The following is a 22,671-nucleotide window of genomic DNA, read 5'->3' as shown; positions in this document are numbered from 1 at the left end:
GAGCTCACCATGCCCCTCGCCGCCATCGGCGACATCATCAGCGACGCCACCGCCGGGGTCGGCGCGTTCAATGTCATCCAGCTCGAACACGCCGAGGCGATCGTCAGCGGCGCCGAGGCGGCGGCGGCCCCCGTGGTGCTCCAGATCAGCGAGAACTGCGTGCGCTACCACGGCGCGCTGGCCCCGATCGCGCTCGCCTCGCTCGCCGTGGCCCGCGCGGCGGCCGTGCCGGTGGCCGTGCACCTCGACCACGCCACCGACCGCGACCTGGTGGAGGAGGCGGTACGGCTGGGCGTCGGCTCGGTGATGTTCGACGCCTCCGCGTCACCCGACGAGGAGAACGTGGCACGCACGGCCGAGATCGCCGCCTGGTGTCACGAGCGCGGCGTCTGGGTCGAGGCCGAGCTGGGCGAAGTCGGCGGCAAGGACGGCGTGCACGCCCCCGGCGTACGCACCAAGCCGCACGAGGCGGTCGCCTACGTGGCGCGCACCGGCGTCGACGCCCTCGCGGTGGCGGTCGGCAGCTCGCACGCCATGACCACCAGGGACGCGGTGCTCGACCTCTCCCTGATCGCCTCACTGCGCGCCGCCGTACCGGTCCCGCTCGTCCTGCACGGCTCCTCCGGCGTGCCCGACGACACCCTCCGCGAAGCCGTACGGCACGGCATGAAGAAGATCAACATCGCGACGCACCTGAACAAGGCGTTCACCGGGGCGGTCCGCGACCATCTGGCGGCCGACCCCAAGGTGGTCGACTCCCGCAAGTATCTCGCCGCGGGCCGCGACGCCGTCGCCCGCGAGGTCACCCACCTGCTCGGCATCCTCGGCTGAGCGAACCACTCCCAGGCCCGCACCCCCGGCGTCACCGGCCCGCTGGACGCCCTCAGCCAGGGTGTGAGCCCGGCTCCCGGGCCCTGGCGGTCCTGAAGCCGCTTTCAGGCCTGCTCAGCATGCTCCAGGCGGGGCGGACCTTTCTCAGCACCGGCACCGCGGCCTGCCCGGCATGCTTCAGACGGGCGAACCGTTCGGCCCTGGCGTGCTGAAGCGTGGTAGCCGCCGCCGGGGCCGGTCGTCCGGCCGGCCCCGGCGCGATTCCCCGGGGTTCTACGTCCCGGACGGGCGCGCGTGGGGGGCGATGACGACCTCGACGCGCTGGAACTCCTTGATGTCGGAGTAGCCGGCCGTGGCCATGGTGCGCTTGAGGGCGCCCATGAGGTTCATCGAGCCGTCGCTCAGCGACGACGGGCCGTGCAGGATCTCCGCGAGCGAGCCGATCGTGCCGAAGCCGATGCGCTTGCCGCGCGGCAGCTCGGGGTGGTGCGCCTCGGAGCCCCAGTGGAACCCCCGGCCGGGGGCCTCGCTGGCGCGGGCGAGCGGTGAGCCGACCATGACCGCGTCGGCACCGCAGGCGATGGCCTTGGCGATGTCGCCCGAGGTGCCCATGCCGCCGTCGGCGATGACGTGGACATAGCGGCCGCCGGACTCGTCCATGTAGTCGCGACGGGCGGCGGCGACGTCGGAGATCGCGGTGGCCATCGGCACGGCGACGCCGAGCACCGTCCTGGTGGTGTGGCCGGCGCCGCCGCCGAACCCGACCAGGACCCCGGCCGCGCCGGTCCGCATCAGGTGCAGCGCGGCGGTGTAGGTCGCGCAGCCGCCCACGATCACCGGCACGTCGAGCTCGTAGATGAACTGCTTCAGGTTGAGCGGCTCGGCCCGGCCGGAGACGTGTTCGGCGGAGACCGTGGTGCCGCGGATGACGAAGATGTCGACACCGGCGTCGATGACGGCCTTGTGGTGCTGGACCGTGCGCTGCGGCGACAGCCGTACCGCCGTGGTGACCCCGGCCCCGCGGATCTCCTCGATCCGGCGGCCGATCAGCTCCTCGTCGATCGGCGCCGCGTAGATCTCCTGCAACCGCCGGGTCGCGGCCTCGCCCTGCATCGCGGCGACCTCGGCGAGCAGGCCCTCCGGGTCCTCGTAGCGCGTCCACAGCCCTTCGAGGTCGAGCACCGCCAGACCGCCGAGCCGGCCGACCTCGATCGCGGTCTTCGGCGAGACCACGCTGTCCATCGGGCTCACCACCACGGGCAGCTCGAACCGGTAGGCGTCGATCTGCCAGGCGATCGAGACCTCCTCCGGGTCACGGGTACGCCGGGACGGCACGATGCCGATCTCGTCGAGCGCGTAGGCCCGGCGGCCGCTCTTGCCACGGCCGATCTCCACCTGAGTCATGGTGCCTGTCTTCCTGAACTGAACGCGATCTAACGACGGTGGTAGTTAGGTGCCTCGACCGTCATCTGGATGTCGTGGGGGTGGCTTTCCTTGAGCCCCGCCGAGGTGATCGGCATCAGCTCGCAGCTCTCGTGCATGTGGGGGATCGTGCGACATCCGGTGTACCACATGCCCTGGCGGAGGCCGCCGACGAGCTGGTGGGCGACCGCCGCGGCCGGGCCTCGGTAGGGGACCTGGCCCTCGATTCCCTCGGGGATGTAGTTGTCGTCGCTTCCGGGGCCCGCCTGCGCGTAGCGGTCCTTGCTGAAGGAGACGCCGCCGCGCTCGCGGTTGCGGACCGCGCCGAGCGAGCCCATCCCCCGGTAGGACTTGAACTGCTTGCCGTTGATGAAGATCAGCTCACCGGGCGACTCCTCGCACCCGGCCAGCAGGCTGCCGAGCATGACCGAGTCGGCGCCGGCCGCGATGGCCTTGGCGATGTCGCCGGAGTACTGCAGGCCGCCGTCGCCCACCACCGGGACCCCGGCCGGACGGCAGGCGAGCGATGCCTCGTGGATGGCGGTCACCTGCGGGGCGCCGACGCCCGCGACGACCCGGGTGGTGCAGATGGAGCCCGGGCCGACCCCGACCTTGACCGCGTCGGCACCGGCGTCGATCAGCATCTGGGCGCCGGCCCTGGTCGCGATGTTGCCGGCGATCACGTCGACGCGGCTGTTGGCCTTGAGCTTGGCGACCATGTCGGCGAGGCCCTTGGAGTGCCCGTGCGCGACGTCCACCACGATCACGTCGACGCCGGTCTCGATCAGGGCCATGGCGCGCTGGTCGGCGTCGCCGCCGACGCCGACCGCCGCGCCGACCACGAGCCGGCCGTCCGCGTCCTTGGTGGCCAGCGGGTACTGCTCGCTCTTGGTGAAGTCCTTGACGGTGATCAAACCGCGCAGCCGCCCGTCCGCGTCGACCAGCGGGAGCTTCTCGACCTTGTGCGAGCGCAGCAGCCGGAACGCCTCGTCGCCGCTGACCCCGACGGGCGCGGTGACCAGCGGCATCGGCGTCATGACCGCGCGGACCTCGCGGCTCTGGTCGGCCTCGAAGCGCATGTCGCGATTGGTGACGATGCCGACGAGCACGCCGCTCTCATCGGTCACCGGAACACCCGAGATGCGATATTTGGCGCAGAGCCGCTCGACGTCGGCGAGCGTGTCGCCGGGCGAGCAGGTCACCGGGTTGGTGACCATCCCGGCCTCCGACCGCTTGACCAGGTCGGCCTGCTGGGCCTGCTCCTCGATGGACAGGTTCCGGTGCAGTATGCCGATGCCGCCCTGGCGGGCCATCGCGACGGCCATCCGGGCCTCGGTCACGGTGTCCATGGCCGCGGAGATCAGCGGGATGCTCAGCGTGATGGACCGCGACAGCCTGGTGGAGGTGTCGGCATCACCGGGTTGCAGGTCCGAATACGCGGGAACGAGCAGCACGTCGTCGAACGTGAGACCTGTCTCGGTGAACTTCGCCATCCTGCTGCCCCTCTGCCGCGGCGCTCTATGGGTGGGGAAAGGCGCCGACCCCCGAGACCAAGTTTAGTGGGCGGTCGCCACCGCTCCATCGGGGATTCCCAGATGCGACCCGCGGCGGGGTGGGCGGGCGGTCCCACGCCTCGGCGAGAACGGCCGCCGGACGCGCCCCAGGCGCGGCGGGCAGGCGGTCCCAAGCCTTCACCGGATGCGCCTCGGGCACGCCGGGCACGGACCTGCCCGGGACAGATGCGAGACCGGCACGTACACGCCTTGTACGCCCAGCCGGGGCGGCGCCGTTCGACCTCTGCGCGGGGGTGGGCAGGCGCGTGGCCGGGCGACGATCCCCACGAACCGCCGCCCGGTCACGCACCCACGAAAAAGCCGGGGGATCAGACGGTCGGTGATCCGTCTGATCCTCCGGCCGCCGACATCATGACTACGGCGCCCGCCACCGGATCCCCCTCCGTCTCCGGGTAACGGGCAACCGATCATGATCGATGCCGACGCTGCGTCAAGAGTGCGTCACGACGCGTCCATATGCAATGTGAGAATGTGCAATTGCACAAAGTTGCACCACCCTGCGAGGAGTCGGCGCAAGCCCGGGACATCGGGGCGTGCTCGGGTTATTCTCGCGACCACGTCGTGTCCACCCAGGAGTGCCAGCAGATGCGCAATGACTCCCGTACACTGCCGGATCCCCTCGAAAGCTTAGGCCTCAGTCCCGCGCAGAGCACCCTGTACACCGCCGTACTCCGCCTGCACCGCGCCTCGCTCGCCGAACTCGCCGAGGCCATCAACCGGCCCGAGGAACCGCTGGGCGAGCAGCTCGCCGCGCTGGTCCGCCTGGGCGTGGTCGACCAGCAGTCGGGCGAGTACTTCGCCCGCCATCCCGCCGCCGCGCTCGGCCGCCTGATCGCCGAGCGGCTCGACCGGCTCGCGGAGGAGAGCAGGCAGATCGACTCGGTGCTCGGGTCCATCCGGCCGCTCATCCGCGACTACGACGCCGGCCACGACTACCGGCGGGGGCCCTTCCCCGTGGAGCTGGTCAGCGGGGCGGACGAGTTGTTCGAAAGCATCATGGGCATGGCGGTGAACGCGCCGCCGCTGGAGTTGTTCATCGCGATCCCCGATCACCGCACCCTGGCCGACTTCACCAGGAAATACGCTGACACGTGGGTCGACGCGCACGAGCACGGGCTGCTCTCGCTGAGCACGGTCATCCCCGTCAGCGCGCTGACCGTCCCGGGGCTGCGCGACAAGCTGATCGCGCTCGCCGGGAGCGGCGCCCGGATCCGCACGCTCGACGCGGTGCCGAGCTGGTTCTTCACCGCCGGCCAGGACGCGGCCGGGCTGCCCGCCCGCTGGGGCGGCAACCTTCCCGACCACGCGTACAACTTCTACTTCGTCCGCGCCCCGATCGTGGTGGGCGTGCTCCGGTCGTTGTTCGGGGAGCTGTGGGCGCGGGCCCAGCCGCTGCCCTGGAGCGGCGGGAGCGACGGGGTGGTCCAGGTGCTGCGGCTGGCCGCGCAGGGCCTCTGCGACGAGACCATCGCCCGTCAGCTGGGTGTGTCGGTGCGGACCGTGCGGGCCAGGTTCGCCGAGGCGATGATCGACCTCGGCGCCCAGTCCAGATTCCACGCCGGGGTGGCGGCCGCCAGGCGGGGCTGGCTCACCGAGGGCGAATGATCCCTCGAACTAGCACGTCACTCCCCCAGCGAGAGCGGGGAGCAGACTATAGGCTCTTTCCCCATAGTCGTTGACAAGGTGGGATGCGTGGAAGATCTCCCCCGCGACCCGTTCGCGGACGATCCTGATGACCCGGCTGAGGCCCTCGGCGGGCTCGAAGACGGTGAGCCGCTGAGCCCCGCCGAGCGTGACGAGGCCATCACCGACCTCGCCGATGTCGAGGTGTTCCGGTCCCTGCTCGAACCTCAGGGGGTGCTCGGGCTGGTGCTCGACTGCCCGGAGTGCGGTGAACAGCACTACTTCGACTGGGAGCTGCTGCGCGGCAACCTGCGGCAGATGATCGACAACGGGCAGCCCCAGGTGCACGAGCCGGCCTTCCGGCCCGACCCGACCGACTACGTGAGCTGGGAGTACGCCAGGGGCTACGTCGACGGGGTCATCGACACCGAGGAGCGCCGCTGATCGACGTCGTCGATCAGCGCCGCCAGCAGCCGCACCGCCGGATCTCCCGGAACGGGAAGCGGCTCCCTGCGCGACAGCGCGCCGAGGATCAGATCCTCGGCTAGCGTGTCGATCTGTTCGCCCCGCCCGTATCTCCGGACCGGGCGTCCCGGGTGGACCGCATTCAAGCGATCGACTCCAGCTCGGCCATCGCTCGCAGCCGTGCCAGCGCCCGGTGCTGGGCGACCCGAACCGCACCTGGTGACATGCCGAGTACATTACCGGTCTCCTCGGCCGACAGTCCCGACACGACCCGCAGGATGATGAGCTCCCGCTGGTTGTCCGGCAACCGGGACAGCAACCGCCGGGCGTGCTCGGCCTCTATGTAACGAACCACGGTCTCCTCCGGCCCCGGACCGTCGTCAGGACCGTCGGGCAGGTCCTGAGTGGGTACGGCACAGCGGACAGAACTTCTCAGCGCGTCGGCCACCTTGTGCGAGGCGATGCCGAACACGAACGATGCGAACGGGCGTCCCATGTCGCGATAACGGGGCAGAGCCGACAAGACGGCTATGCATACTTCCTGAGCCACGTCATCGGCAATGTGATACTGACCTGAAACTCGCCCAAGGCGGGCACGGCAATAACGCACCACCATCGGGCGCAACTGCCCGAGCAGTGATTCGATCGCACCGCGATCCCCTTGAACGGCGAGGCTCGTCAGTTCCCTGAGGTCGGACTCGTCCGATCTCGTCGCAAGCCTTACCCCATTTTTGGCGTCGGCGACGCTTCCCTCGGTCACGTTAGGCATGATGCCCGCCCTGATCGGGCCTGTCGTCATAGCGAACGGCTACGGATTGGTCACATTGAAGGGACGATAACCCGGCGTAATCGATCGACAACTCAGAGGATTAAATCTGGCGAAATATTTCACGCCATTACCTATTTTGACGCCAATTGAGCAGTAGCGTCCGGGGGACGCTTTGGGCCTACTTTCGGTTTACCGGGAAACGAATCCAAGTCGGCCACACATGCGTACGGCCCGCGTCCCCGAGGGGAACGCGGGCCGTACGGGCGGAACGATCAGTGGCCGTGACCGTGGCCGTGACCCTGACCGCCACCGGCGGCCGGGGACTCGTCCTCGGGCTTGTCCACGACGAGCGCCTCGGTCGTGAGAAGCATGCCCGCGATGGACGCGGCGTTCTGCACGGCCGAACGGGTGACCTTGACCGGGTCGATGACGCCCTGAGCGATCAGGTCGCCGTACTCGCCGGTGGCCGCGTTGAACCCGGAGCCCGGCTTGAGGTCGGTGATCTTGGCGGTGACGACGTAGCCCTCCTGGCCGGCGTTCTCGGCGATCCAGCGGGCCGGCTCGACGAGCGCGCGGCGGACGATGGCGACGCCGGTGGCCTCGTCACCGGTCAGGCCCAGGTCGTCGAGCTCCTTGCCGACGTGCACCAGGGCCGAGCCACCGCCGGAGACGATGCCCTCCTCGATCGCGGCGCGGGTCGCGGAGATCGCGTCCTCCAGGCGGTGCTTCTTCTCCTTCAGCTCGACCTCGGTGGCCGCGCCGACACGGAGCACGCACACGCCGCCCGACAGCTTCGCGAGGCGCTCCTGGAGCTTCTCACGGTCCCAGTCGGAGTCGCTCTGCTCGATCGCGATCTTGATCTCGCGGACCCGGTCCTCGATCGCCTTGGGGTCGCCGGCGCCGTCGACGATCGTGGTGGTGTCCTTCGTGATCACGATGCGCCGGGCGGAGCCGAGCACGTCGAGACCCGCGCTGTCCAGCTTCAGGCCGACCTCCTCGGCGATGACCTGACCGCCGGTGAGGGTCGCGATGTCCTGCAGCATGGCCTTGCGCCGGTCGCCGAAGCCGGGCGCCTTGACCGCGACGGAGGTGAAGGTGCCGCGGATCTTGTTGGTGACCAGGACGGCCAGGGCCTCGCCCTCGACGTCCTCCGCCACCACGAAGAGCGACTTCTTGGTCTGCGCGACCTGCTCCAGCAGCGGCAGGAAGTCGGCCACCGAAGCGATCTTGCTCTGGGTGAGCAGGACGTAGGCGTCCTCCAGGACGGCCTCCATCCGCTCGGGGTCGGTCACCATGTAGTGCGACAGGTAGCCCTTGTCGAACTGGAGGCCCTCGGTGAACTCCAGCTCCAGGCCCATGGCGTTGGACTCTTCGACGGTGATGACACCGTCCTTGCCCACCTTGTCGAACGCCTCGGCGATCAGGTCGCCGATCTTGGCGTCCTGCGCGGAGATCGTCGCGACGTTCGCGATCTCCTTCTTGTCCTCGACCGGGCGGGCGGTCTCGAGCAGCTTCTCGCTGACGGCCTTGGCCGCCAGGTCGATGCCGCGCTTCAGCGACATCGGCTGGGCGCCCGCGGCTACGTTGCGCAGTCCCTCTTTGACCATGGCCTGGGCCAGGACGGTCGCCGTGGTCGTGCCGTCACCGGCGACGTCGTTGGTCTTGGTCGCCACTTCCTTGGCGAGCTGAGCGCCGAGGTTCTCGTACGGCGCGTCCAGCTCGACCTCGCGGGCGATGGTCACACCGTCGTTGGTGATGGTCGGCGCACCGAACTTCTTGTCGATGACCACGTTACGGCCGCGCGGCCCGAGGGTCACCTTCACCGCGTCGGCAAGGGCGTTCACCCCGCGCTCCAGAGCGCGGCGCGCGTCTTCCTCGAACGCAAGGATCTTCGGCATCAAGCACTCCTCACTTGAGCGCATCGAGCCCCGGGGCTTCTGGTTGAAGCGCCCGGGGCTCGATACGTCACTTGTCTGGTAAGTCCCGCTGGATTGGGGCGCTTACTTCTCGATGATCGCGAGCACGTCACGGGCGGAGAGCACCAGGTACTCCTCGCCGCCGTACTTCACCTCGGTGCCGCCGTACTTGCTGTAGAGGACGATGTCCCCCTCGGCGACGTCCAGCGGAATGCGCTTGTCGCCGTCCTCGTCCCAGTTGCCCGGACCCACCGCGAGGACTTTGCCCTCTTGCGGCTTCTCCTTGGCGGTGTCCGGAATAACCAGGCCGGACGCGGTCGTCTGCTCTGCCTCAAGCGGCTGAACCACGATGCGGTCGCCAAGCGGCTTAACAGGAACCTTAGTGGCGGTCGTCACGATCGGACCTCCCCTTCAGATTGTGATGTCGAGCTGAAGAGGCGACCAGCGGTCTGCCGTCGCGGGTGTCAGACCTGCCTCGTCGCTATTGGCACTCTCGATGGTTGAGTGCCAACACGAAACAGTATGCAAGCCTGCGCTGGTCGTCAACACGAACCGCCCGCAGGCGAGCTCCCATCCTGACCGTTGAGGGCGCGGCCTCTCACCTGCACGGCCTCTCCCTGCACCCTCTCCCCCCGCGCCCGCGCAAGGGAGCGGGCCCGGACGGTCGACAAGGTGATCACGGACCGGGCCTGCGGCGGCACTGCACCCATCACGACCCGCATCCCTCGGGGCGGCCGCTCCCACGCGCGCAGGATGCCCGAGACGGGCGACCCCCACGGGACGGACCATCGCGGACCCAAATCAGCGGCGTCGATAATTCAGGGAACACGCCGCAGGGGCCGGAGCCCTTTCGGTCCCGGCCCCTGCGGCCGATCAGTGCTGCTGATCGTGGAAATTCTCTAGTTCTGCTGGTTGTTGCGGACGCTGCAGTCCACCGGCTCACGGTCGGCGGAGGTGACAGGGCTGAGGTTGAGAATCGGAATGGTGATATCGCCGATGGCCTTGTTGCCACAGACGAACACGTTTCCGTTCTGGCTTGAAACGTTGACGTGGTTGTCCTTCGGATACGGCGTCGCCGCCTGCGCCGGAGTGGCGAGCCCCATGCCGGCGAACGCTGCGACAACGGCCCCACCAAGTGCGAGCTTCTTGAGCATCTAAATCTCCCGATCGATCTCGGTCTGAGGATTCAGCTCGTACCATCCAATGGCCGAGCCGCTTGCAATTAGACCCATACGTGAAGCGATTGGCAAGCCAACAGCACGCGCAGCGCCGCAAAGAAACTGCAAATCCAACAGAACCTTCCTTAACAAAAATTAAGGCATCCAGAGAACGTCGACCGACTGCCCGACACCTCCGAAAACCGGCTCACCACCAGAATCTCCGCACGCCCAGATGCCATATGAGGCGGGTGCCGTGGCCCTCGCCACGACACCCGCACCTCATCATTACGCGGTGCGCCCTAGTTGTTCTGGTAGGAGCGCACGCTGCAGTCCACCGGCTGGCGATCGGCGACGGTCACCGGAGCCAGGCTGATAAGGGTGACGACGATGTCGCCGATGGCGCTGTTGCCGCAGACGATCACGTTTCCGTTCTGGCTTGCGACGTTGACGTTGTTGTCCCTCGGATACGGCGTCTCCGCCTGAGCCGGGGTGGCGAGACCCAGGCCGGCGGCCGCTACGATCACGGCCCCACCAAGTGCGAGCTTCTTGAGCATCTAAATCTCCCGATCGATCTCGGTCTGAGGATTCGGCTCATACCACCCATGGCCGAGCCGCTAGCAATTAGACCCATACGTGAAGCCGATATCAAGCCAACAGCACACGCATCATCGCAAAGAAACTGCAAATCCAACAGAACCTTCCTTAATGCTGACATAAGATACTAAGTGAATTTAGTCCATTTTGCCCACTGCCTCGCAGAAACGGAATCCCTGCGACTCCACGCAAACCAAAGCGGGTGCCGTAGCCCTCGCCACGGCACCCGCAGTCTGGAATTACCCCGCGAAGCGGAATCACCTCCCGACAAGGAGAATGATCCGGACATCATTGGGATAATCACTCAAAGCCCTGCAATATCGACAGCGCAGACCCTCAAGCTCTCCAAAGATCGATCATGAACCAGCCGAACAGGTCCGGCGGAAGAACTCCCGCCCTTGCGCCGGACCCGAGCCATCCGCAAGCAGTCGGCCGCTTTCGTCGGCGACTGCGAGCGATCGGACTCTCGCTGATCGCGGGAATTTCCTAGCTCTGGTTGTTACTGATGTTGCAGTTCACCGGCTCACGGTCGACGAGGGTCACCGGAGTGAGGGGGATGATGGGGATGGTGATGTCGCCGATGGTCTTGTTGCCGCAGACGAGCGTGTTGTCGTTCTGCTGCGAGACGTTGATCTTGTCCCCGCCGGGCCACGGCGTCGCCGCCTGCGCCGGAGTGGCGAACCCCATGCCGGCGAACGCTGCGACAACGGCTCCGCCAAGTGCGAGCTTCTTGAGCATCTAAATCTCCCGATCTCGGTCTGAGGATTCGACTCGTACCACCCAACGGCCGAGCCGCTAGCAATTAGACCCACGCCCGAATCGAATAGCAAGCAAATGGCACGCCGATCATCGTAAAGGAAAACACAAGCCCTTTCCACTTCTCCACAAAGCGCATGCGGCGTTGTGGCCGGGAATGCCAATAGGGAACGAGTGCCCTCTTGACCGATCTTCGCCCGGAACAAACCCCGTCACCGAAATCGGCCACGGCGAGGTCTCTTCCCGCACAGAAAAGCGCGGGCGCCGCGGCGCCCGCCGCGGCGCCCGCAATCCCGACATCAACCTCACGATGTACATGCATCTCATATGAGAGATATTCCGTAACATCAACGAAGTATCAGCATGGAAACGTCGCCTTGATGCTGATTGCACAGACCTTCGAACTATCCATGAATCGACCGCGGACAAGCCGGCCAGGTGCGACCTCCACTTGTTCGCGTCCACATGAGGCCCAACGCCTCGACATCACCCATGAGGTCCGGCGGGATCCTGCTAGTTGTTCTGGTTGTTCCGGACGCCGCAGTCCGTCGAGTCGTTGTCGGCAGTGGTCACCGGCGCGAGGGTGATGACCGCGGCGGTGATGTCGCCGATGGTCTTGTTGCCGCAGACGAACACGTTGTCGTTCTGCGAAGAGACGTTGCTGTGGTTCTCGGGCTGAGGCCACGGTGTCGTCGCGTGAGCCGGAGCGGCGAAACCAAGGCCGGCGAACCCTGCGATAACGGCACCACTGGCCAGGAACTTCTTGAGCATCTCAAACTCCCCGTTCGATCTTGGATGGATCACTCGACCCGCACCACGTGAAAGGCCGAGCCACTAGCCAGTAGACCGACACTTAGCGTAAATGACAAGCGGATAGCAGTAAAGAAACACTAAGCCCTCTTCGCTATGATTTAGAGGTATAAACGGGACATCTTGACGGGCGATATCCGGTCGAACCAGACCCCATTACGAACAAATCCCTTTGGAACATAAACTAGCCGCCCGATTTGCTCCACTGCCACGAGTTAGAGACCATTTTTCGCAGATATGATGGCCGTGGCGCGGCGTCCACATAATCGGTCCCAGCGAGCGCCCACAGAACACTGACCGGGTCACAGGCCGCTGATCGGAACAGAAGCACCGCGTGACGTCGCACCATCGTGGCGCGGGAGTGGCCGGCGGCGGCCACCGGGCGCGGTGTGCCGCGCGGGAGTAGGGCGCATTCGGCGAAAGAGGGCTCGGCACGATCAGACGCCGGTGCACGAAACGGTGTCCACAGTGCCACCCGGTTCCCGCCCCACACTGAGCGCCGGGTCGGCGACAACCGGCGCGGCGTGGCCCGGGGTCAGATAGTGGACGCGCAGCCTGGTCGGACGTGGCGTCCCCGCTCATGAGGGTGAGTTGGACGCGCTTGATCGACCCGGTTGGCGTTGACAGGCGTCGAGAGGCCGGTCACGACACCGACGGCGCGAGAAAGTCGCCCGCGGGGGGCGACTCCACGGGCACCACGCCGGACATCGACGGCGGTCAGCGTCGACCGGCGCCGGAACCAGGGCATGGGCACACACCGCCCGCGTGAGCGGGGCAGCACGAAGCCGCGCGGAGACGGCGCGAAGGGCGTCGACGAGCACCAGGAACGGCCTCGGCTCGCCGTCCATCGAGGCTGCGTTCCAACCGGTGGCGCGCCGGCCCGGGCACGGCCTGTCGCGCCCGTCGAGTCGGTCCGCGCGGGTCGGCCGCGCGAACGGGAGGGGCGGCGCAGGGATCCGCCAGGAGCGGAGCCCCATGAGGTCCGCCACGCGGGGACCCGGAGGCCGGAGGGCGGATGCCGCTGATGAGTCCAGGAACCTCCCCGGCCGGCCACTACGCCGGGCAGGCCGTCGCGAGCGGGCAATTGAGCGTTACTGCTTGAGCGTTACCGACTGTGCGCGACACGCGGCGCGTACGGAGTCCTGCGGGGCGCTGTCGGTAACCCTTGCCGGACTTGCTGGGCGGTCTGCCTGCTGGGCGATCTGCCTTGGTGGGCGGTCTGCCGAAGGCCCGTCAGGTCAGGCGGCGCTGATCGGGTGCCGGCCGTACCACGTCACGTCTCGCCGTTGTGGCGTCGGGCAGATCGGGACTCGCCCGGCCACAGGGGGCGGCGAGCCCGTATCCGGTCGCCCACCGGGGACCGCCAGGTGACACCACGAGGGGCCGGCGTATGCCTGCGCCGGCCCCTCGCGACCGTCAAACCAACTCAGCCGTCGGTCGACGTCCTACGGTCGTTCAGCTCTTGTTGAACGAGTCCTTGTTGAACGAGTCCTCGTTGAAGGAACCCTTGGTGTTCTTGTTGAAGGACTCATCGATGTCCTTGTTGAAGGAGTTCTTGTTGTCCACGTCCACGTCGACGTCCACCTTGACGTCCTTGGACTTCTTCTTCGGAGCTGCCTCGGCGAAGGTCGACGGCTCCTCGCTGGTCTCCTCGCTGGCCGCCTCCTCGCTGGCCGCCTCCTCAGGGGCGACAAAGGACGACTCCTCACTCGCCTCCTCAGCGTAGCCGTGGGACTTCTTCTTCTTCTCTTCCTTGTTGAAGGAGTCCTTGTTGAACGACTCCTCGTTGAAGGAATCCTTGGTGTCCTTGTTGAAGGACTTCTTGACGTCCTTGTTGAAGGAGTTCTCGTTGTCCACGTCCACGTCCACGTCGACATCCACGTCCTTCTTCGACGGGTGCGGGTGGGTGGCCAACCTGGTGGAGGACTCCTGGTCGAGCGTGCTGGAGAACTCCGCCTCGTCCATGCCGTAGGACTTCTTGTCGTGCTTCGGCGGTGCCTTCTTCTCGTGCTTCGGCGGCGCCTTCTTGTCGTGCTTCGGCGGTGCCTTCTTGTCGTGCTTCGGTGGCGCCTTCTTGTCGTTCTCGACGAAGGAGTCCTCGTTGTCGTCGTTGAAGGACTGCTTGGTGTCCTTGTTGAAGGACTCGTCGTTGTAGGAGTCCTTGGTCAAGGACTCGTCGTTGTACGAGTCCTTGTTGAAGGACTCCTTGTTGCAGGAGTCCTCGTACTTGTTCGTGGGCCTGTTCTCGTTGCTGATGATGCCTTCGAAGTTGTTGCCCACCCACGGGCCGAACTCGGGCCCGCTGTCACACAGGTTGACGACAGAGATGTCCTTGCCGTCGTCCTTCGGCTCCGTGCTGGCGTTGGCCTGGGTGGCGGCGCAGGCCATGCCCAGGACGGCAACGGCAGCGGCGGTTGCCAGATTTTTAACCATTTTTCTACGACCCCCGGATCGCGTGCTGATCAGGCAAAGGCTGATTCAAATACATGATCAACCCGACATATCGACTTCCACGGCTATCAATACCTCTCGACTCCAGGCCATAAACAAGGGTGGACATATCGGTCACAGCGTTCCTTGCCACCTGTTTAAGGTGCGCCGGTATTGGCGTTAGCACTAGGCAAATAACCACTTCGCAAGACACGTCGACAATGTCCGGATAAATGACTCTTTTGTTCCTCAGCAGGGCCGCCCGTAGCCTGGCCGGACGACCGGTCACGATAACGTCTGAGACATGAACCTTGACGCTTTCCTTGAGCTGCTGACGCCCCGGGGCCAGCGGGCGCTGGCCGAGGCGACCGAGCTCGCGTCGAGGAGCCGGCCGGTGACCGCGGCGACCGTGTTGCGCCGGTCCCATCCCGCCGAGCTGGCGTCGGCCGCACTGACCCAGGCGAGCCTGCGCGGGCGGGCGGCAGCCAAGTTCGGCGCCGACGCGGCTCGTATGTACTTCACGCCCGAAGGGCTGGAACAGGCCACCCGCCCCCAGGTCGCGGCCCACCGCGCACACCGCTTCCGCACTCGTCCGGACGCGCGGGTGGCCGACCTGTGCTGCGGCATCGGCGGCGACGCCATCGAGCTGGCCAGGGCGGGCTGCACGGTCGATGCGTCCGACCGCGACGCGCTGACCTCGGCGGTCGCCCAGGCGAACCTCGACGCACTGGGCCTCTCCAGCCAAGCGAGCGTCCGTACGGCGAGCGCCGGCGACGCCGACCCCCGGAGCTACGACGCCCTCTTCCTCGACCCGGCCAGGCGGACCTCGGCCAGGCGGGTGTTCGACCCGATGGCCTACTCGCCGCCGTGGCCGGAGGTGATGGAACTGGCGAGCGCGGCGAAGATGGCCTGTCTGAAGGTCGCGCCCGGCCTGCCGTACGAGTTCGTGCCCGAAGGGGCGGAGGTCGAGTGGGTCTCCTACCGCGGTGAGGTCAAGGAGGCGGCGATCTGGACGGGTACGGCGGCGGAGGCGGGCAAGGAGAGGTTTCTCCGGCGCGCGACGCTGCTGCCCTCGGGGGTGACGCTGGTGGCCGACCCGGAGCTCGGACCGGCCGAGCACGGCACAGTGGGCCGTTACCTGTACGAACCCGACGGAGCGGCCATCCGGGCACACCTGGTCGCCGAGGTCGCCGCCTCGGTCCGGGGACGTCTGCTCGATCCCAGAATCGCCTACATCACCAGCGACGATCTGATCCCGACTCCGTGGGCGTCCTATTACGAGATACTAGAGATGATGCCTTTCTCCGGGAAACGCCTGAGAGCGGCCCTGAGGACACGCGGGGTCGGCGAAGTGACCATCAAGAAACGCGGATCGGCGGTTGACATAGATCAACTGAGAAAAGACCTCAAACCGTCCGGCGACAAATCCATGGTGGTGGTTCTGACTCGCATCGCGAACAGGCCTTTCGCATTGCTATGCCAGCCATTAATCACGGCGAACCAGGGCAATTCATAATCTTTTCGATTACCAGCGTCGGGCTTCCAAGGACTACAGTTCTGGCCGGTCGTTCAATGCTCTCTTGGAATCCCACCGCTGTTCGGCTGACCCGTCGGCGAGTGAAGGAGCTTTCGGTGGATCACGCCAACCACACCCTGCTCCAGGCAGGCAGCCAGACCGCCATCTCCGACCGCATGCGCGAGCTTCTCGCGCGCGCGGCGCAGGACCATGTCTACGAACAGCGGACTCAGGGCGCGGTCCTCGACGAGATCCGACAGCGGCTTGAGGGCATGGAGTGGTTGCTTCGCGAGGTCCGGGAGCGCGAGCTCGGCGGGCTCAGCGGCACCCTGGACGCCGTCACCGAGCAGCTTGAGGGCATCGCCACCCGCCCGCCCACGTGGGCGGAGGGGCTGGCCCAGCACGTCGAGGCGGTCCGCGACCACGTGGACACGGTGGGCCAGCAGGTCAAGCCCGTCGCCGAGCTGCCCAGCCTGTGGGCCGACGTCGGCAGCGTCGGGGAGAACGTGGAGACGGTCCTCGCCCGCCTGCAGACGGTCGTCGAGAGCACCCAGGGCATCGCCGAGCGGATGGGCGAGCTGACCCAGTGCCTCGGCCGGCTCCAGGGCAGCATGGAGGTGGCGGCCGGCCGCTTCACCCGCCTCGACAAGTCCATGGCCGAGCTGACGCAGCGCACCGAGCGGATCGAGGGCTCCGTGGCCGACCTGTCGGCCCGGCTGGCGGAGAACACCACGCGTCTGGAGGACACCGGCGAGAAGATCGACGCGGCCGAGGCCAGGACGGGCGGCAGGCTCGACCGGATCGAGGGCCGCGTCGGCACCGTGCACGCCGGGATCGAGGGCGCCACCCAGCACCTCACCGACATCGACGGCATGGTCACCACCCTCGGCAACCGGATCGGGACCGTGGAGGGACGGCTCGGGACCGTGGAAGGACGGCTCGCGGAGACCGCGGCCGACCACGCCGGGCGGTTCGACCTCCTCGACGATCGCATGGGCACCGTCGACGGGCGGATCGTGGAGGCCGCCGTCCGCCAGGACGGCAGGTTCGACCTCCTCGACGACCACCTCGGTGAGGTCGGCACCCGGCTGGCGGGCCTCACCGCCAGGGCCGAGCTCACCGGCGAGCAGCTGGAGTCGATGGACGACCGGGTCGAGGCCGTCAACCAGCGCGTCGGCCAGCTCCCCGCCACGCTCAAGATCGGCGACCTGCTCGGCGCCCAGACCGACGGCCTCACCCGTCGCCTCGGCGCCCTGGAGGAGACCATGCTCGCCCTCGCCGAAACCCTGCTGCGCCCCACCCGCAACCCCAAGGACTGACCCGCCGGGACGCCGGCGACGACCCGCCGGGGAGGCTAGACGTGGACCGTGGTGATCGGGAGCGAGGAGTCGGCGGGGAGGTCGAGGTGGGAGGGGGCGATCCCGGCCGCCACGAGGTCTGAGCCGAGGGCGGCCACCATCGCGCCGTTGTCGGTGCACAGGCCGGGACGCGGCACGCGCAGGCGGATCCCCGCCGCGTCGCAACGCTCCTGGGCCAGGGCGCGCAGGCGCGAGTTGGCCGCCACCCCGCCGCCGACGAGCAGGTCGTCCACGCCATGCCGGCGGCAGGCGGCCACGGCCTTGCGGGTCAGCACGTCGACGACCGCCTCCTGGAACGACGCCGCCACGTCGGGCACGTGCACCCGTTGCCCGGACGCCTCACGGGCCTCCACCCAGCGGGCGACGGCCGTCTTCAGACCGGAGAAGGAGAAGTCGAGCGTCCCGTCGTCGTACTTGCCCCGGGGGAAGGCGACCGCCGTACCCGAGCCCTGCCGGGCCTCGCGATCGATGTACGGCCCGCCGGGGAAAGGCAGGCCGAGCACCCTGGCCACCTTGTCGAACGCCTCGCCCGCCGCGTCGTCCACGGTCGAGCCCAGCGGGATCACCTCCTTGGCCACGTCGGGCACCAGGAGCAGCGAGGAGTGGCCGCCCGAGACCAGCATCGCGATGCACGGCTTGGGCAGCGGGCCGTGTTCGAGTTGGTCTACCGCGACGTGCGCGGCCAGGTGGTTGACGCCGTAGAGCGGCACTCCGAGGCCGAGCGAGTACGCCTTCGCGGCGGCGACCCCGACCAGCAGCGCTCCGGCGAGCCCCGGGCCGGCCGTGACGGCGATCGCGTCGAGGTCGGAGAAGGCCAGGCCCGCGCGTTCGAGGGCCCGCTCCACGGTCGGCGTCATCGCCTCCAGGTGGGCGCGGGACGCCACCTCCGGCACGACCCCGCCGAACCTGGCGTGCTCCTCGACGCTGGAGGCGACGGTGTCGGCCAGCAGGGTGTGGCCGCGCACGATGCCCACGCCGGTCTCGTCGCAGGAGGTCTCGATCCCGAGCACCAGCGGTTCGTCAGCCATTGGAATCACCGAGCTTCCTCATCATCATGATCGCGTCGGTGCCGTCCTCGTAGTAACGCGCCCGGATGCCGACCTTCTCGAAGCCGAAGTGGTCGTAGACGCCACGCGCCTGCGGGTTGTCGGCGCGGACCTCGAGGAACACCGAGCCGGCCCCGCGCCGGGACGCCTCGGCCAGCAGTTCGTTCAGCAGCAGCCCGCCGATGCCCGCGCCCTGGTGCTCGGCGACCACCGCGATGGTCTGGACGTCGGCCTGGTCGGCCGCGGCGGCGAGCCCGGCGTATCCCACGATCTCGCCCGCGACCAGCGCCACGACGTAGTGCCGGGTGCGGGGCTGGTCCGCCAGCTCACCGCGGAGCATCCCCTCGCTCCACGCGTCGGCGGGAAAGGTCGCCCGCTCCACCACGAGCACCGCGGGCACGTCCTCGACCGTCATGCCGCGCAACACGGCCGCCCGCGCGGAGTCGCCCTCGCCGCTTCTCCGGGAAGCCTCGGCCTCGGTCACGCCGTCACCTTCTTCGGGGCTCCGGGGACCTTGGCGTCGGGACGGCGAAGGTAGATGGGCCGGGCCGGGCCGAGCTCGTCACCGGCCGCGAGACGCTCGGCCGCGAGCGCTGCCAGTGCCCCCGCGAACGGGTAGTCGGGGGCGTTCTCCGCGAGCCGGTCCGGCGCGTACAGCCGCGCGCCTGCGCCGACGAGCGGCGGTTCCGTGGGCAGATCCTGCGGCCGGTCGACGGAAGGATCGCCGAGACGGGTCCGCGCGTCGGCGTAACTCGCCCAGAACACCTCTTTCCGCCTGGCGTCCGTGACCGCCAGAAAGGGCTCAGACAGCCCTGAGGCGTACGCCACGGCGTCGAGCGTGCAGATGCCATACGCGGGCACCCCCAGCGTCGAGGCGAGCGCCTGCGCGGTCATCAGCCCCACGCGCAGCCCGGTGTACGGCCCGGGGCCGGAACCCGCGACGACCGCCGTCACCTCCCGCAACACGACGCCGGCTTCGCGCAGCACGATCTCGACGGCCGGGATGAGCAGCTCTCCGTGCCGCCGAGCGTCGACCGTGGTGGACTCGGCGAGCACCCGTTCACCGTCGTGCAGAGCGGCGGTGACGGCGGGTGTCGCGGTATCAAAGGCCAGGACCAGCACAAACCTCAAGCCTAGTCCGTATCCCCGCCCCCATGACCACCTCCGGCCCTTCCCCGCCGTCAGCGACATGCCGACCAGCCGACCAAACCGAAGGGCGGCGATCTGGTCATCCCCGACGAGGACGCATCCGTCCCACGTGGTCCGCTTCGCCGGCTGGGCCTGAACCGGAGACCATGGCCGGGGTCCGAGTGGTCACGGCGACCGGCCACCCACTCCACAGCACCATGAACCCACACCCGAAACCCCCTACGGCGAGCAGCGCCAGCCTGGCCTGCCGTACAAATGCCTCAAGGGGCCTGGGCTGCCGTACGAAGGGATGTGGGGTGGTTGTTCAGGTGCGGGAGGCGTAGACGATGATGTTGTCGCGGTATTCGTGCGTCGCCCAGTCGAAGGTTCCGCCGCAGGTCACCAGCCGGAGCCCGTCCTCCACGTAGACGCGGCGGGTGGGGAAGCGGTCCTTGTGCACCTGTTCCACCGAGTCGACGCTGTACTCCGCGGTCTTGCCGTCGCTGCGCTCCACCCGGATCTTCTGTCCCTTGCGCAGTTGCTTCAGCTTGTAGAAGACGGCGGGCGCGGTCTTGGTGTCCACATGCCCGATGATCACCGAGGCGCCGTCGTCGCCGGGGACCGCGCTGTGCTTGAACCACCCGGCCGTCGAGGGCTTCTCGTACGGCGGCAGCTCGACCTCTCCCCCGCTGGTCATGCCGAGCTTCATCAACGGCGCCTCAAGGTCGAGGGCGGGGATGTCGAGGTTGCGCGGCACCACGGCGGCGCGCGGCTCGGCCTGGTCGTCATCGCGGTCACCGTCGCCGGCGGCGCGCATCGCGAACAGGACCATGCCGGTGATCGCGCCGGCCGCGACGATCTTGAGCCAACGGGGGGACTCTGCCATCGAGGGTCAGGAACGGCGGCGGCGAACCACGGCCACACCGATGCCGCCCGCCAGGGCGAGGACGAGCGCCAGCCCGGTCACACCCATCGGCACCCCGGTGTCCTCGGCGGCGGCCGCGGTGCCACCGCCGCCGGCCCGTGGCGCCTTGGTGGGCACGACGCTCGGCTCGGCGGCCACCCGGAGCTTGGCCCTGCCGGTGTCGTTGGTGCCCTCGCACTTGACGTCGACGTTGTAGGTGCCCTTGTCGGTGCCCCTCGGCACCCGGGCGTCGCCGCGCACCCACGGCACGGCCTCGGGCGCGGCGGTGGACGTCGGGCTCGCCTTGGAGGTCGGCGGGGGCACGGGCTCCAGGGTGACCGCGCGGACGAACGCGTCGGAGTTACCGGTGCCGCTGTGCTCGGGTCCGCCGGTGGGCACCGGGCAGTTGGCCAGGATCCAGACGGTGGACGTCTCGCCCTCGATGACCCGGTCCGGGTTGAGCCGTACCGTGATGTCCTCACGGCCCGCCATGGGTGAGGCCGTGGGAGTCGCCGCCGGAGTGGGGGCCGAACCGCCCGTGCCCGCTTCCGCCGTGCATCCCACCGCGCCGAACACCGCGATGGCCCCGACTATCGCGACATGCCTGACCCTTGACACCGCGCGCTCCGCTCCGCCGTCCGACCCGGACCGCTTGCCATCCTGAATACCCAGAAAAATCAGGCCAACCCGCCCCAAGCGATCTTCATTCTCGATGATCTATACCAAGTGGGACTGACGTCAAGCGTGCCAGCATTCCGTGCCCGATGGTGGCCGAAGAAGTAAGCCGTGGCCAAGCGGATATGTCAGACGAAGACGCCGGCCCAGCGATCTCCCACGCCGCGCAGCCGTACGACGCGTTCCTCGTCGGCCGCGCCGCGGTCGATCGCGACCTCCAGGCGGTCGTCGGCGAGCCCTTCGACCAGGCCCTCCCCCCATTCCACGACCGTCACCGACTCCTCCAGGGAGGCGTCGAGATCGAGGTCGTCGACCTCCAGGTCGCCGCCGAGGCGGTAGGCGTCGGCGTGGACGAGCGCGGGGCCGCCGCACAGGGACGGGTGTACGCGGGCGATCACGAACGTCGGCGAGGTGATCGGCCCGCGTACCTTGAGCCCGCCCGCGATGCCCTGGACGAGTGTGGTCTTGCCCGCGCCGAGCGGCCCGGAGAGGACCAGCAGGTCTCCCGGGCGCAGCCGACCGGCCAGCTCGGCGCCGAACTCGCGCATCTCCCCGGCGGTGGCGACCCGCCTGCCGTCGATGGTCATTCCTCCCGGGCCGCCCGCTTCAACAGGTCGCGCAGCGCGTCGTTGACCACGCCGGGACGTTCGAGCTGGACGAGGTGGGAGGTGCCCGGGACCTCGGTGAAGTGGGCACGCGGCAGCGCCGCCGCGATGGCCCTGCTGTGCTCGGGCGGAGTCAGCCAGTCCTTCTCGCCCACCAGGATGGCCGTCGGCACGTCGTCGAGAACGTTGAGCGCGGTCAGCTTGTCGTGCGACATGAGCGCGGGGTAGAAGTCCGCGATCACCTCGGTGGGCGTGGAGCGGATCATCGACTCCACGAAGTCGACGACGGTCGGGCTGACGTTCCTGGAGTCGCCGAAGCCGAACAGCCGGACCGCGAGGAAGGACACGTCGTTGCCGACCTGGCGGCCCCTGTCGACCAGCTTGCCGCTGCGGCCGATCGCGGAGACCGTGGCCGGCGCCAGCTTGTGCACGGCCTTCGACACCAGCGCGGGCAGGCCCAGGGAAAGCTCGGCCAGTTTGCCCGCCGAGGTGGAGATCAGCGCCACCCCGCGGACCCGGTCGCCGAACAGCTCGGGGTGACGGTCGGCGAGCGCCATGATGGTCATGCCGCCCATGGAGTGCCCGACCAGCACGCAGGGCCCGGGGGCCAGCGCGTCGAGCAGCTCCGCCAGGTCGTCGCCCAGCCGGTCGATGGTGCAGTCTTCCGCGGCCGTCTTCGGCGACCGGCCGTGGCAGCGCTGGTCCCAGAACACGAGCCGGTAGGAGTCGCGCAGGTCGCGCCGCTGGTAGTGCCACGAGTCGAGGCTCAGGGTGTAGCCGTGGCAGAAGACCACGGTCAGCGGTGCGTCCGCCGGGCCGTCGATCTCCGCGTGCAGCACCACTCCGTCGGAGGTGGTGACCTCGGCCACCTCTCCGAGCAGTTCCCCGAAGGGCTCGCTCGCCTCGGGGTCCGGCCTCAGCCGGATGCGCCCCACGGCGTACCGCTTGGCGAACGCGGCGGCGGCCACGCTCGCTGAGGCGATGCCGACGACCGCGCTGGCGATCCCGACCCTGCGCCGTGTGCTCATCCCCGGCCTCCTTGCGACCACCGAGTGCCCGGCACCGGGTTTCGCCGGGGCTGCGAAGTCT

Annotated in this window: 23 protein-coding genes; 5 read left to right on the top strand and 18 right to left on the bottom strand. The window is 68.3% G+C overall.

Features of this window, described 5'->3' with window-relative positions; translation table 11 throughout:
• The first annotated feature begins 9 nt into the window (after nt 1-9).
• Entirely contained in the window at nt 10-831 is an 822-nt protein-coding gene (locus tag MBA17_RS28480) for a class II fructose-bisphosphate aldolase (protein WP_238499677.1), read from the top strand.
• 273 nt (nt 832-1,104) lie between these two features.
• Here the strand turns inward: MBA17_RS28480 and MBA17_RS28475 are convergent, their stop codons facing one another.
• Nucleotides 1,105-2,235: a GuaB3 family IMP dehydrogenase-related protein gene (locus MBA17_RS28475; RefSeq protein WP_238499676.1), complete on the bottom strand. Its 1,131-nt coding sequence runs from the start codon at nt 2,233-2,235 to the stop codon at nt 1,105-1,107.
• A gap of 29 nt (nt 2,236-2,264) precedes the next feature.
• On the bottom strand, nt 2,265-3,746 hold the full coding sequence (guaB, locus tag MBA17_RS28470; protein WP_238499675.1) for an IMP dehydrogenase: 1,482 nt from the start codon (nt 3,744-3,746) through the stop codon (nt 2,265-2,267).
• A 666-nt stretch (nt 3,747-4,412) separates the two neighbouring features.
• Here guaB and MBA17_RS28465 point away from each other — a divergent pair.
• Nucleotides 4,413-5,432 carry a helix-turn-helix transcriptional regulator gene (locus tag MBA17_RS28465; RefSeq protein ID WP_238499674.1) on the top strand — a complete coding sequence of 340 codons (1,020 nt, stop codon included), beginning with the start codon at nt 4,413-4,415 and terminating at the stop codon, nt 5,430-5,432.
• 87 nt (nt 5,433-5,519) lie between these two features.
• Entirely contained in the window at nt 5,520-5,894 is a 375-nt protein-coding gene (locus MBA17_RS28460) for a DUF5319 family protein (protein ID WP_238499673.1), read from the top strand.
• Here the strand turns inward: MBA17_RS28460 and MBA17_RS28455 are convergent.
• From MBA17_RS28455 to MBA17_RS28415, 9 genes are all read right to left on the bottom strand, one after another.
• Nucleotides 5,855-6,061: a hypothetical protein gene (locus tag MBA17_RS28455; protein WP_238499672.1), complete on the bottom strand. Its 207-nt coding sequence runs from the start codon at nt 6,059-6,061 to the stop codon at nt 5,855-5,857. The two genes, MBA17_RS28460 and MBA17_RS28455, sit on opposite strands and share 40 nt — an antisense overlap.
• Nucleotides 6,058-6,684, bottom strand: coding sequence for a sigma-70 family RNA polymerase sigma factor (locus MBA17_RS28450; protein ID WP_238499671.1), 627 nt, complete (start codon nt 6,682-6,684; stop codon nt 6,058-6,060). Before MBA17_RS28450 ends, MBA17_RS28455 begins: the two co-directional genes overlap by 4 nt.
• Before the next feature lie 272 nt (nt 6,685-6,956).
• Nucleotides 6,957-8,582, bottom strand: coding sequence for a chaperonin GroEL (gene groL / locus MBA17_RS28445; protein ID WP_238499670.1), 1,626 nt, complete (start codon nt 8,580-8,582; stop codon nt 6,957-6,959).
• Nucleotides 8,583-8,684: 102 nt separating this feature from the next.
• Complete coding sequence (gene groES / locus MBA17_RS28440) at nt 8,685-8,996, bottom strand: co-chaperone GroES (RefSeq protein ID WP_184958020.1); 312 nt, start codon at nt 8,994-8,996, stop codon at nt 8,685-8,687.
• Nucleotides 8,997-9,499: 503 nt separating this feature from the next.
• Complete coding sequence (locus MBA17_RS28435) at nt 9,500-9,754, bottom strand: hypothetical protein (RefSeq protein ID WP_238499669.1); 255 nt, start codon at nt 9,752-9,754, stop codon at nt 9,500-9,502.
• Between the two features lie 305 nt (nt 9,755-10,059).
• Nucleotides 10,060-10,314, bottom strand: a complete 255-nt coding sequence (locus tag MBA17_RS28430; RefSeq protein ID WP_238499668.1) for a hypothetical protein — start codon at nt 10,312-10,314, stop codon at nt 10,060-10,062.
• A gap of 526 nt (nt 10,315-10,840) precedes the next feature.
• Nucleotides 10,841-11,092 carry a hypothetical protein gene (locus MBA17_RS28425; protein ID WP_238499667.1) on the bottom strand — a complete coding sequence of 84 codons (252 nt, stop codon included), beginning with the start codon at nt 11,090-11,092 and terminating at the stop codon, nt 10,841-10,843.
• 531 nt (nt 11,093-11,623) lie between these two features.
• The gene (locus MBA17_RS28420) at nt 11,624-11,881 is read right to left on the bottom strand and encodes a hypothetical protein (RefSeq protein WP_238499666.1); all 258 of its coding nucleotides are present in this window, start codon (nt 11,879-11,881) and stop codon (nt 11,624-11,626) included.
• Between the two features lie 1,494 nt (nt 11,882-13,375).
• On the bottom strand, nt 13,376-14,353 hold the full coding sequence (locus MBA17_RS28415; protein WP_238499665.1) for a hypothetical protein: 978 nt from the start codon (nt 14,351-14,353) through the stop codon (nt 13,376-13,378).
• 301 nt (nt 14,354-14,654) lie between these two features.
• On the opposite strand from MBA17_RS28415, the gene MBA17_RS28410 reads away from it, so the two are divergent.
• A complete protein-coding gene (locus MBA17_RS28410; RefSeq protein ID WP_238499664.1) occupies nt 14,655-15,866 on the top strand; it encodes a class I SAM-dependent methyltransferase in 1,212 nt (403 codons plus the stop codon).
• A gap of 116 nt (nt 15,867-15,982) precedes the next feature.
• A complete protein-coding gene (locus MBA17_RS28405; RefSeq protein WP_238499663.1) occupies nt 15,983-17,185 on the top strand; it encodes a hypothetical protein in 1,203 nt (400 codons plus the stop codon).
• Nucleotides 17,186-17,220: 35 nt separating this feature from the next.
• Here MBA17_RS28405 and tsaD read toward each other — a convergent pair whose 3' ends face one another.
• From tsaD to MBA17_RS28370, 7 genes are all read right to left on the bottom strand, one after another.
• Nucleotides 17,221-18,252, bottom strand: coding sequence for a tRNA (adenosine(37)-N6)-threonylcarbamoyltransferase complex transferase subunit TsaD (gene tsaD / locus MBA17_RS28400; RefSeq protein ID WP_238499662.1), 1,032 nt, complete (start codon nt 18,250-18,252; stop codon nt 17,221-17,223).
• Entirely contained in the window at nt 18,245-18,685 is a 441-nt protein-coding gene (gene rimI, locus MBA17_RS28395; RefSeq protein WP_238499751.1) for a ribosomal protein S18-alanine N-acetyltransferase, read from the bottom strand. The genes tsaD and rimI overlap by 8 nt, the downstream gene beginning before the upstream one ends.
• Before the next feature lie 65 nt (nt 18,686-18,750).
• Nucleotides 18,751-19,392: a tRNA (adenosine(37)-N6)-threonylcarbamoyltransferase complex dimerization subunit type 1 TsaB gene (gene tsaB / locus MBA17_RS28390; RefSeq protein ID WP_238499750.1), complete on the bottom strand. Its 642-nt coding sequence runs from the start codon at nt 19,390-19,392 to the stop codon at nt 18,751-18,753.
• Nucleotides 19,393-19,723: 331 nt separating this feature from the next.
• The gene (locus tag MBA17_RS28385) at nt 19,724-20,284 is read right to left on the bottom strand and encodes a class F sortase (RefSeq protein WP_238499661.1); all 561 of its coding nucleotides are present in this window, start codon (nt 20,282-20,284) and stop codon (nt 19,724-19,726) included.
• A gap of 6 nt (nt 20,285-20,290) precedes the next feature.
• Nucleotides 20,291-20,920 (bottom strand): hypothetical protein, encoded by a 630-nt coding sequence (locus MBA17_RS28380; protein ID WP_238499660.1) that lies wholly within the window; start codon nt 20,918-20,920, stop codon nt 20,291-20,293.
• 185 nt (nt 20,921-21,105) lie between these two features.
• Nucleotides 21,106-21,564 (bottom strand): tRNA (adenosine(37)-N6)-threonylcarbamoyltransferase complex ATPase subunit type 1 TsaE, encoded by a 459-nt coding sequence (tsaE, locus tag MBA17_RS28375; RefSeq protein WP_238499659.1) that lies wholly within the window; start codon nt 21,562-21,564, stop codon nt 21,106-21,108.
• Nucleotides 21,561-22,610, bottom strand: a complete 1,050-nt coding sequence (locus MBA17_RS28370) for an alpha/beta fold hydrolase (RefSeq protein ID WP_238499658.1) — start codon at nt 22,608-22,610, stop codon at nt 21,561-21,563. Before MBA17_RS28370 ends, tsaE begins: the two co-directional genes overlap by 4 nt.
• Nucleotides 22,611-22,671: the final 61 nt, after the last annotated feature.

Origin of the sequence: Dolomitihabitans soli, assembly GCF_022213955.1 — a bacterium.
Lineage (GTDB): Bacteria > Actinomycetota > Actinomycetes > Streptosporangiales > Streptosporangiaceae > Streptosporangium_A > Streptosporangium_A soli.
This window is presented reverse-complemented; position numbering and strand designations above follow the sequence as displayed.

What these genes read in the sequence shown, in the direction of transcription:
- MBA17_RS28475 (WP_238499676.1), bottom strand. Translation starts at nt 2,235, where the DNA reads ATGACTCAGGTGGAGATCGGCCGTGGCAAGAGCGGCCGCCGGGCCTAC.
- MBA17_RS28415 (WP_238499665.1), bottom strand. Translation starts at nt 14,353, where the DNA reads ATGGTTAAAAATCTGGCAACCGCCGCTGCCGTTGCCGTCCTGGGCATG.
- groL (WP_238499670.1), bottom strand. Translation starts at nt 8,582, where the DNA reads ATGCCGAAGATCCTTGCGTTCGAGGAAGACGCGCGCCGCGCTCTGGAG.
- MBA17_RS28450 (WP_238499671.1), bottom strand. Translation starts at nt 6,684, where the DNA reads ATGCCTAACGTGACCGAGGGAAGCGTCGCCGACGCCAAAAATGGGGTA.
- tsaE (WP_238499659.1), bottom strand. Translation starts at nt 21,564, where the DNA reads ATGACCATCGACGGCAGGCGGGTCGCCACCGCCGGGGAGATGCGCGAG.
- rimI (WP_238499751.1), bottom strand. Translation starts at nt 18,685, where the DNA reads ATGACGGTCGAGGACGTGCCCGCGGTGCTCGTGGTGGAGCGGGCGACC.
- guaB (WP_238499675.1), bottom strand. Translation starts at nt 3,746, where the DNA reads ATGGCGAAGTTCACCGAGACAGGTCTCACGTTCGACGACGTGCTGCTC.
- MBA17_RS28385 (WP_238499661.1), bottom strand. Translation starts at nt 20,284, where the DNA reads ATGGCAGAGTCCCCCCGTTGGCTCAAGATCGTCGCGGCCGGCGCGATC.
- MBA17_RS28420 (WP_238499666.1), bottom strand. Translation starts at nt 11,881, where the DNA reads ATGCTCAAGAAGTTCCTGGCCAGTGGTGCCGTTATCGCAGGGTTCGCC.
- MBA17_RS28480 (WP_238499677.1), top strand. Translation starts at nt 10, where the DNA reads ATGCCCCTCGCCGCCATCGGCGACATCATCAGCGACGCCACCGCCGGG.
- MBA17_RS28435 (WP_238499669.1), bottom strand. Translation starts at nt 9,754, where the DNA reads ATGCTCAAGAAGCTCGCACTTGGTGGGGCCGTTGTCGCAGCGTTCGCC.
- MBA17_RS28370 (WP_238499658.1), bottom strand. Translation starts at nt 22,610, where the DNA reads ATGAGCACACGGCGCAGGGTCGGGATCGCCAGCGCGGTCGTCGGCATC.
- tsaD (WP_238499662.1), bottom strand. Translation starts at nt 18,252, where the DNA reads ATGGCTGACGAACCGCTGGTGCTCGGGATCGAGACCTCCTGCGACGAG.
- MBA17_RS28410 (WP_238499664.1), top strand. Translation starts at nt 14,655, where the DNA reads ATGAACCTTGACGCTTTCCTTGAGCTGCTGACGCCCCGGGGCCAGCGG.
- MBA17_RS28425 (WP_238499667.1), bottom strand. Translation starts at nt 11,092, where the DNA reads ATGCTCAAGAAGCTCGCACTTGGCGGAGCCGTTGTCGCAGCGTTCGCC.
- MBA17_RS28465 (WP_238499674.1), top strand. Translation starts at nt 4,413, where the DNA reads ATGCGCAATGACTCCCGTACACTGCCGGATCCCCTCGAAAGCTTAGGC.
- MBA17_RS28430 (WP_238499668.1), bottom strand. Translation starts at nt 10,314, where the DNA reads ATGCTCAAGAAGCTCGCACTTGGTGGGGCCGTGATCGTAGCGGCCGCC.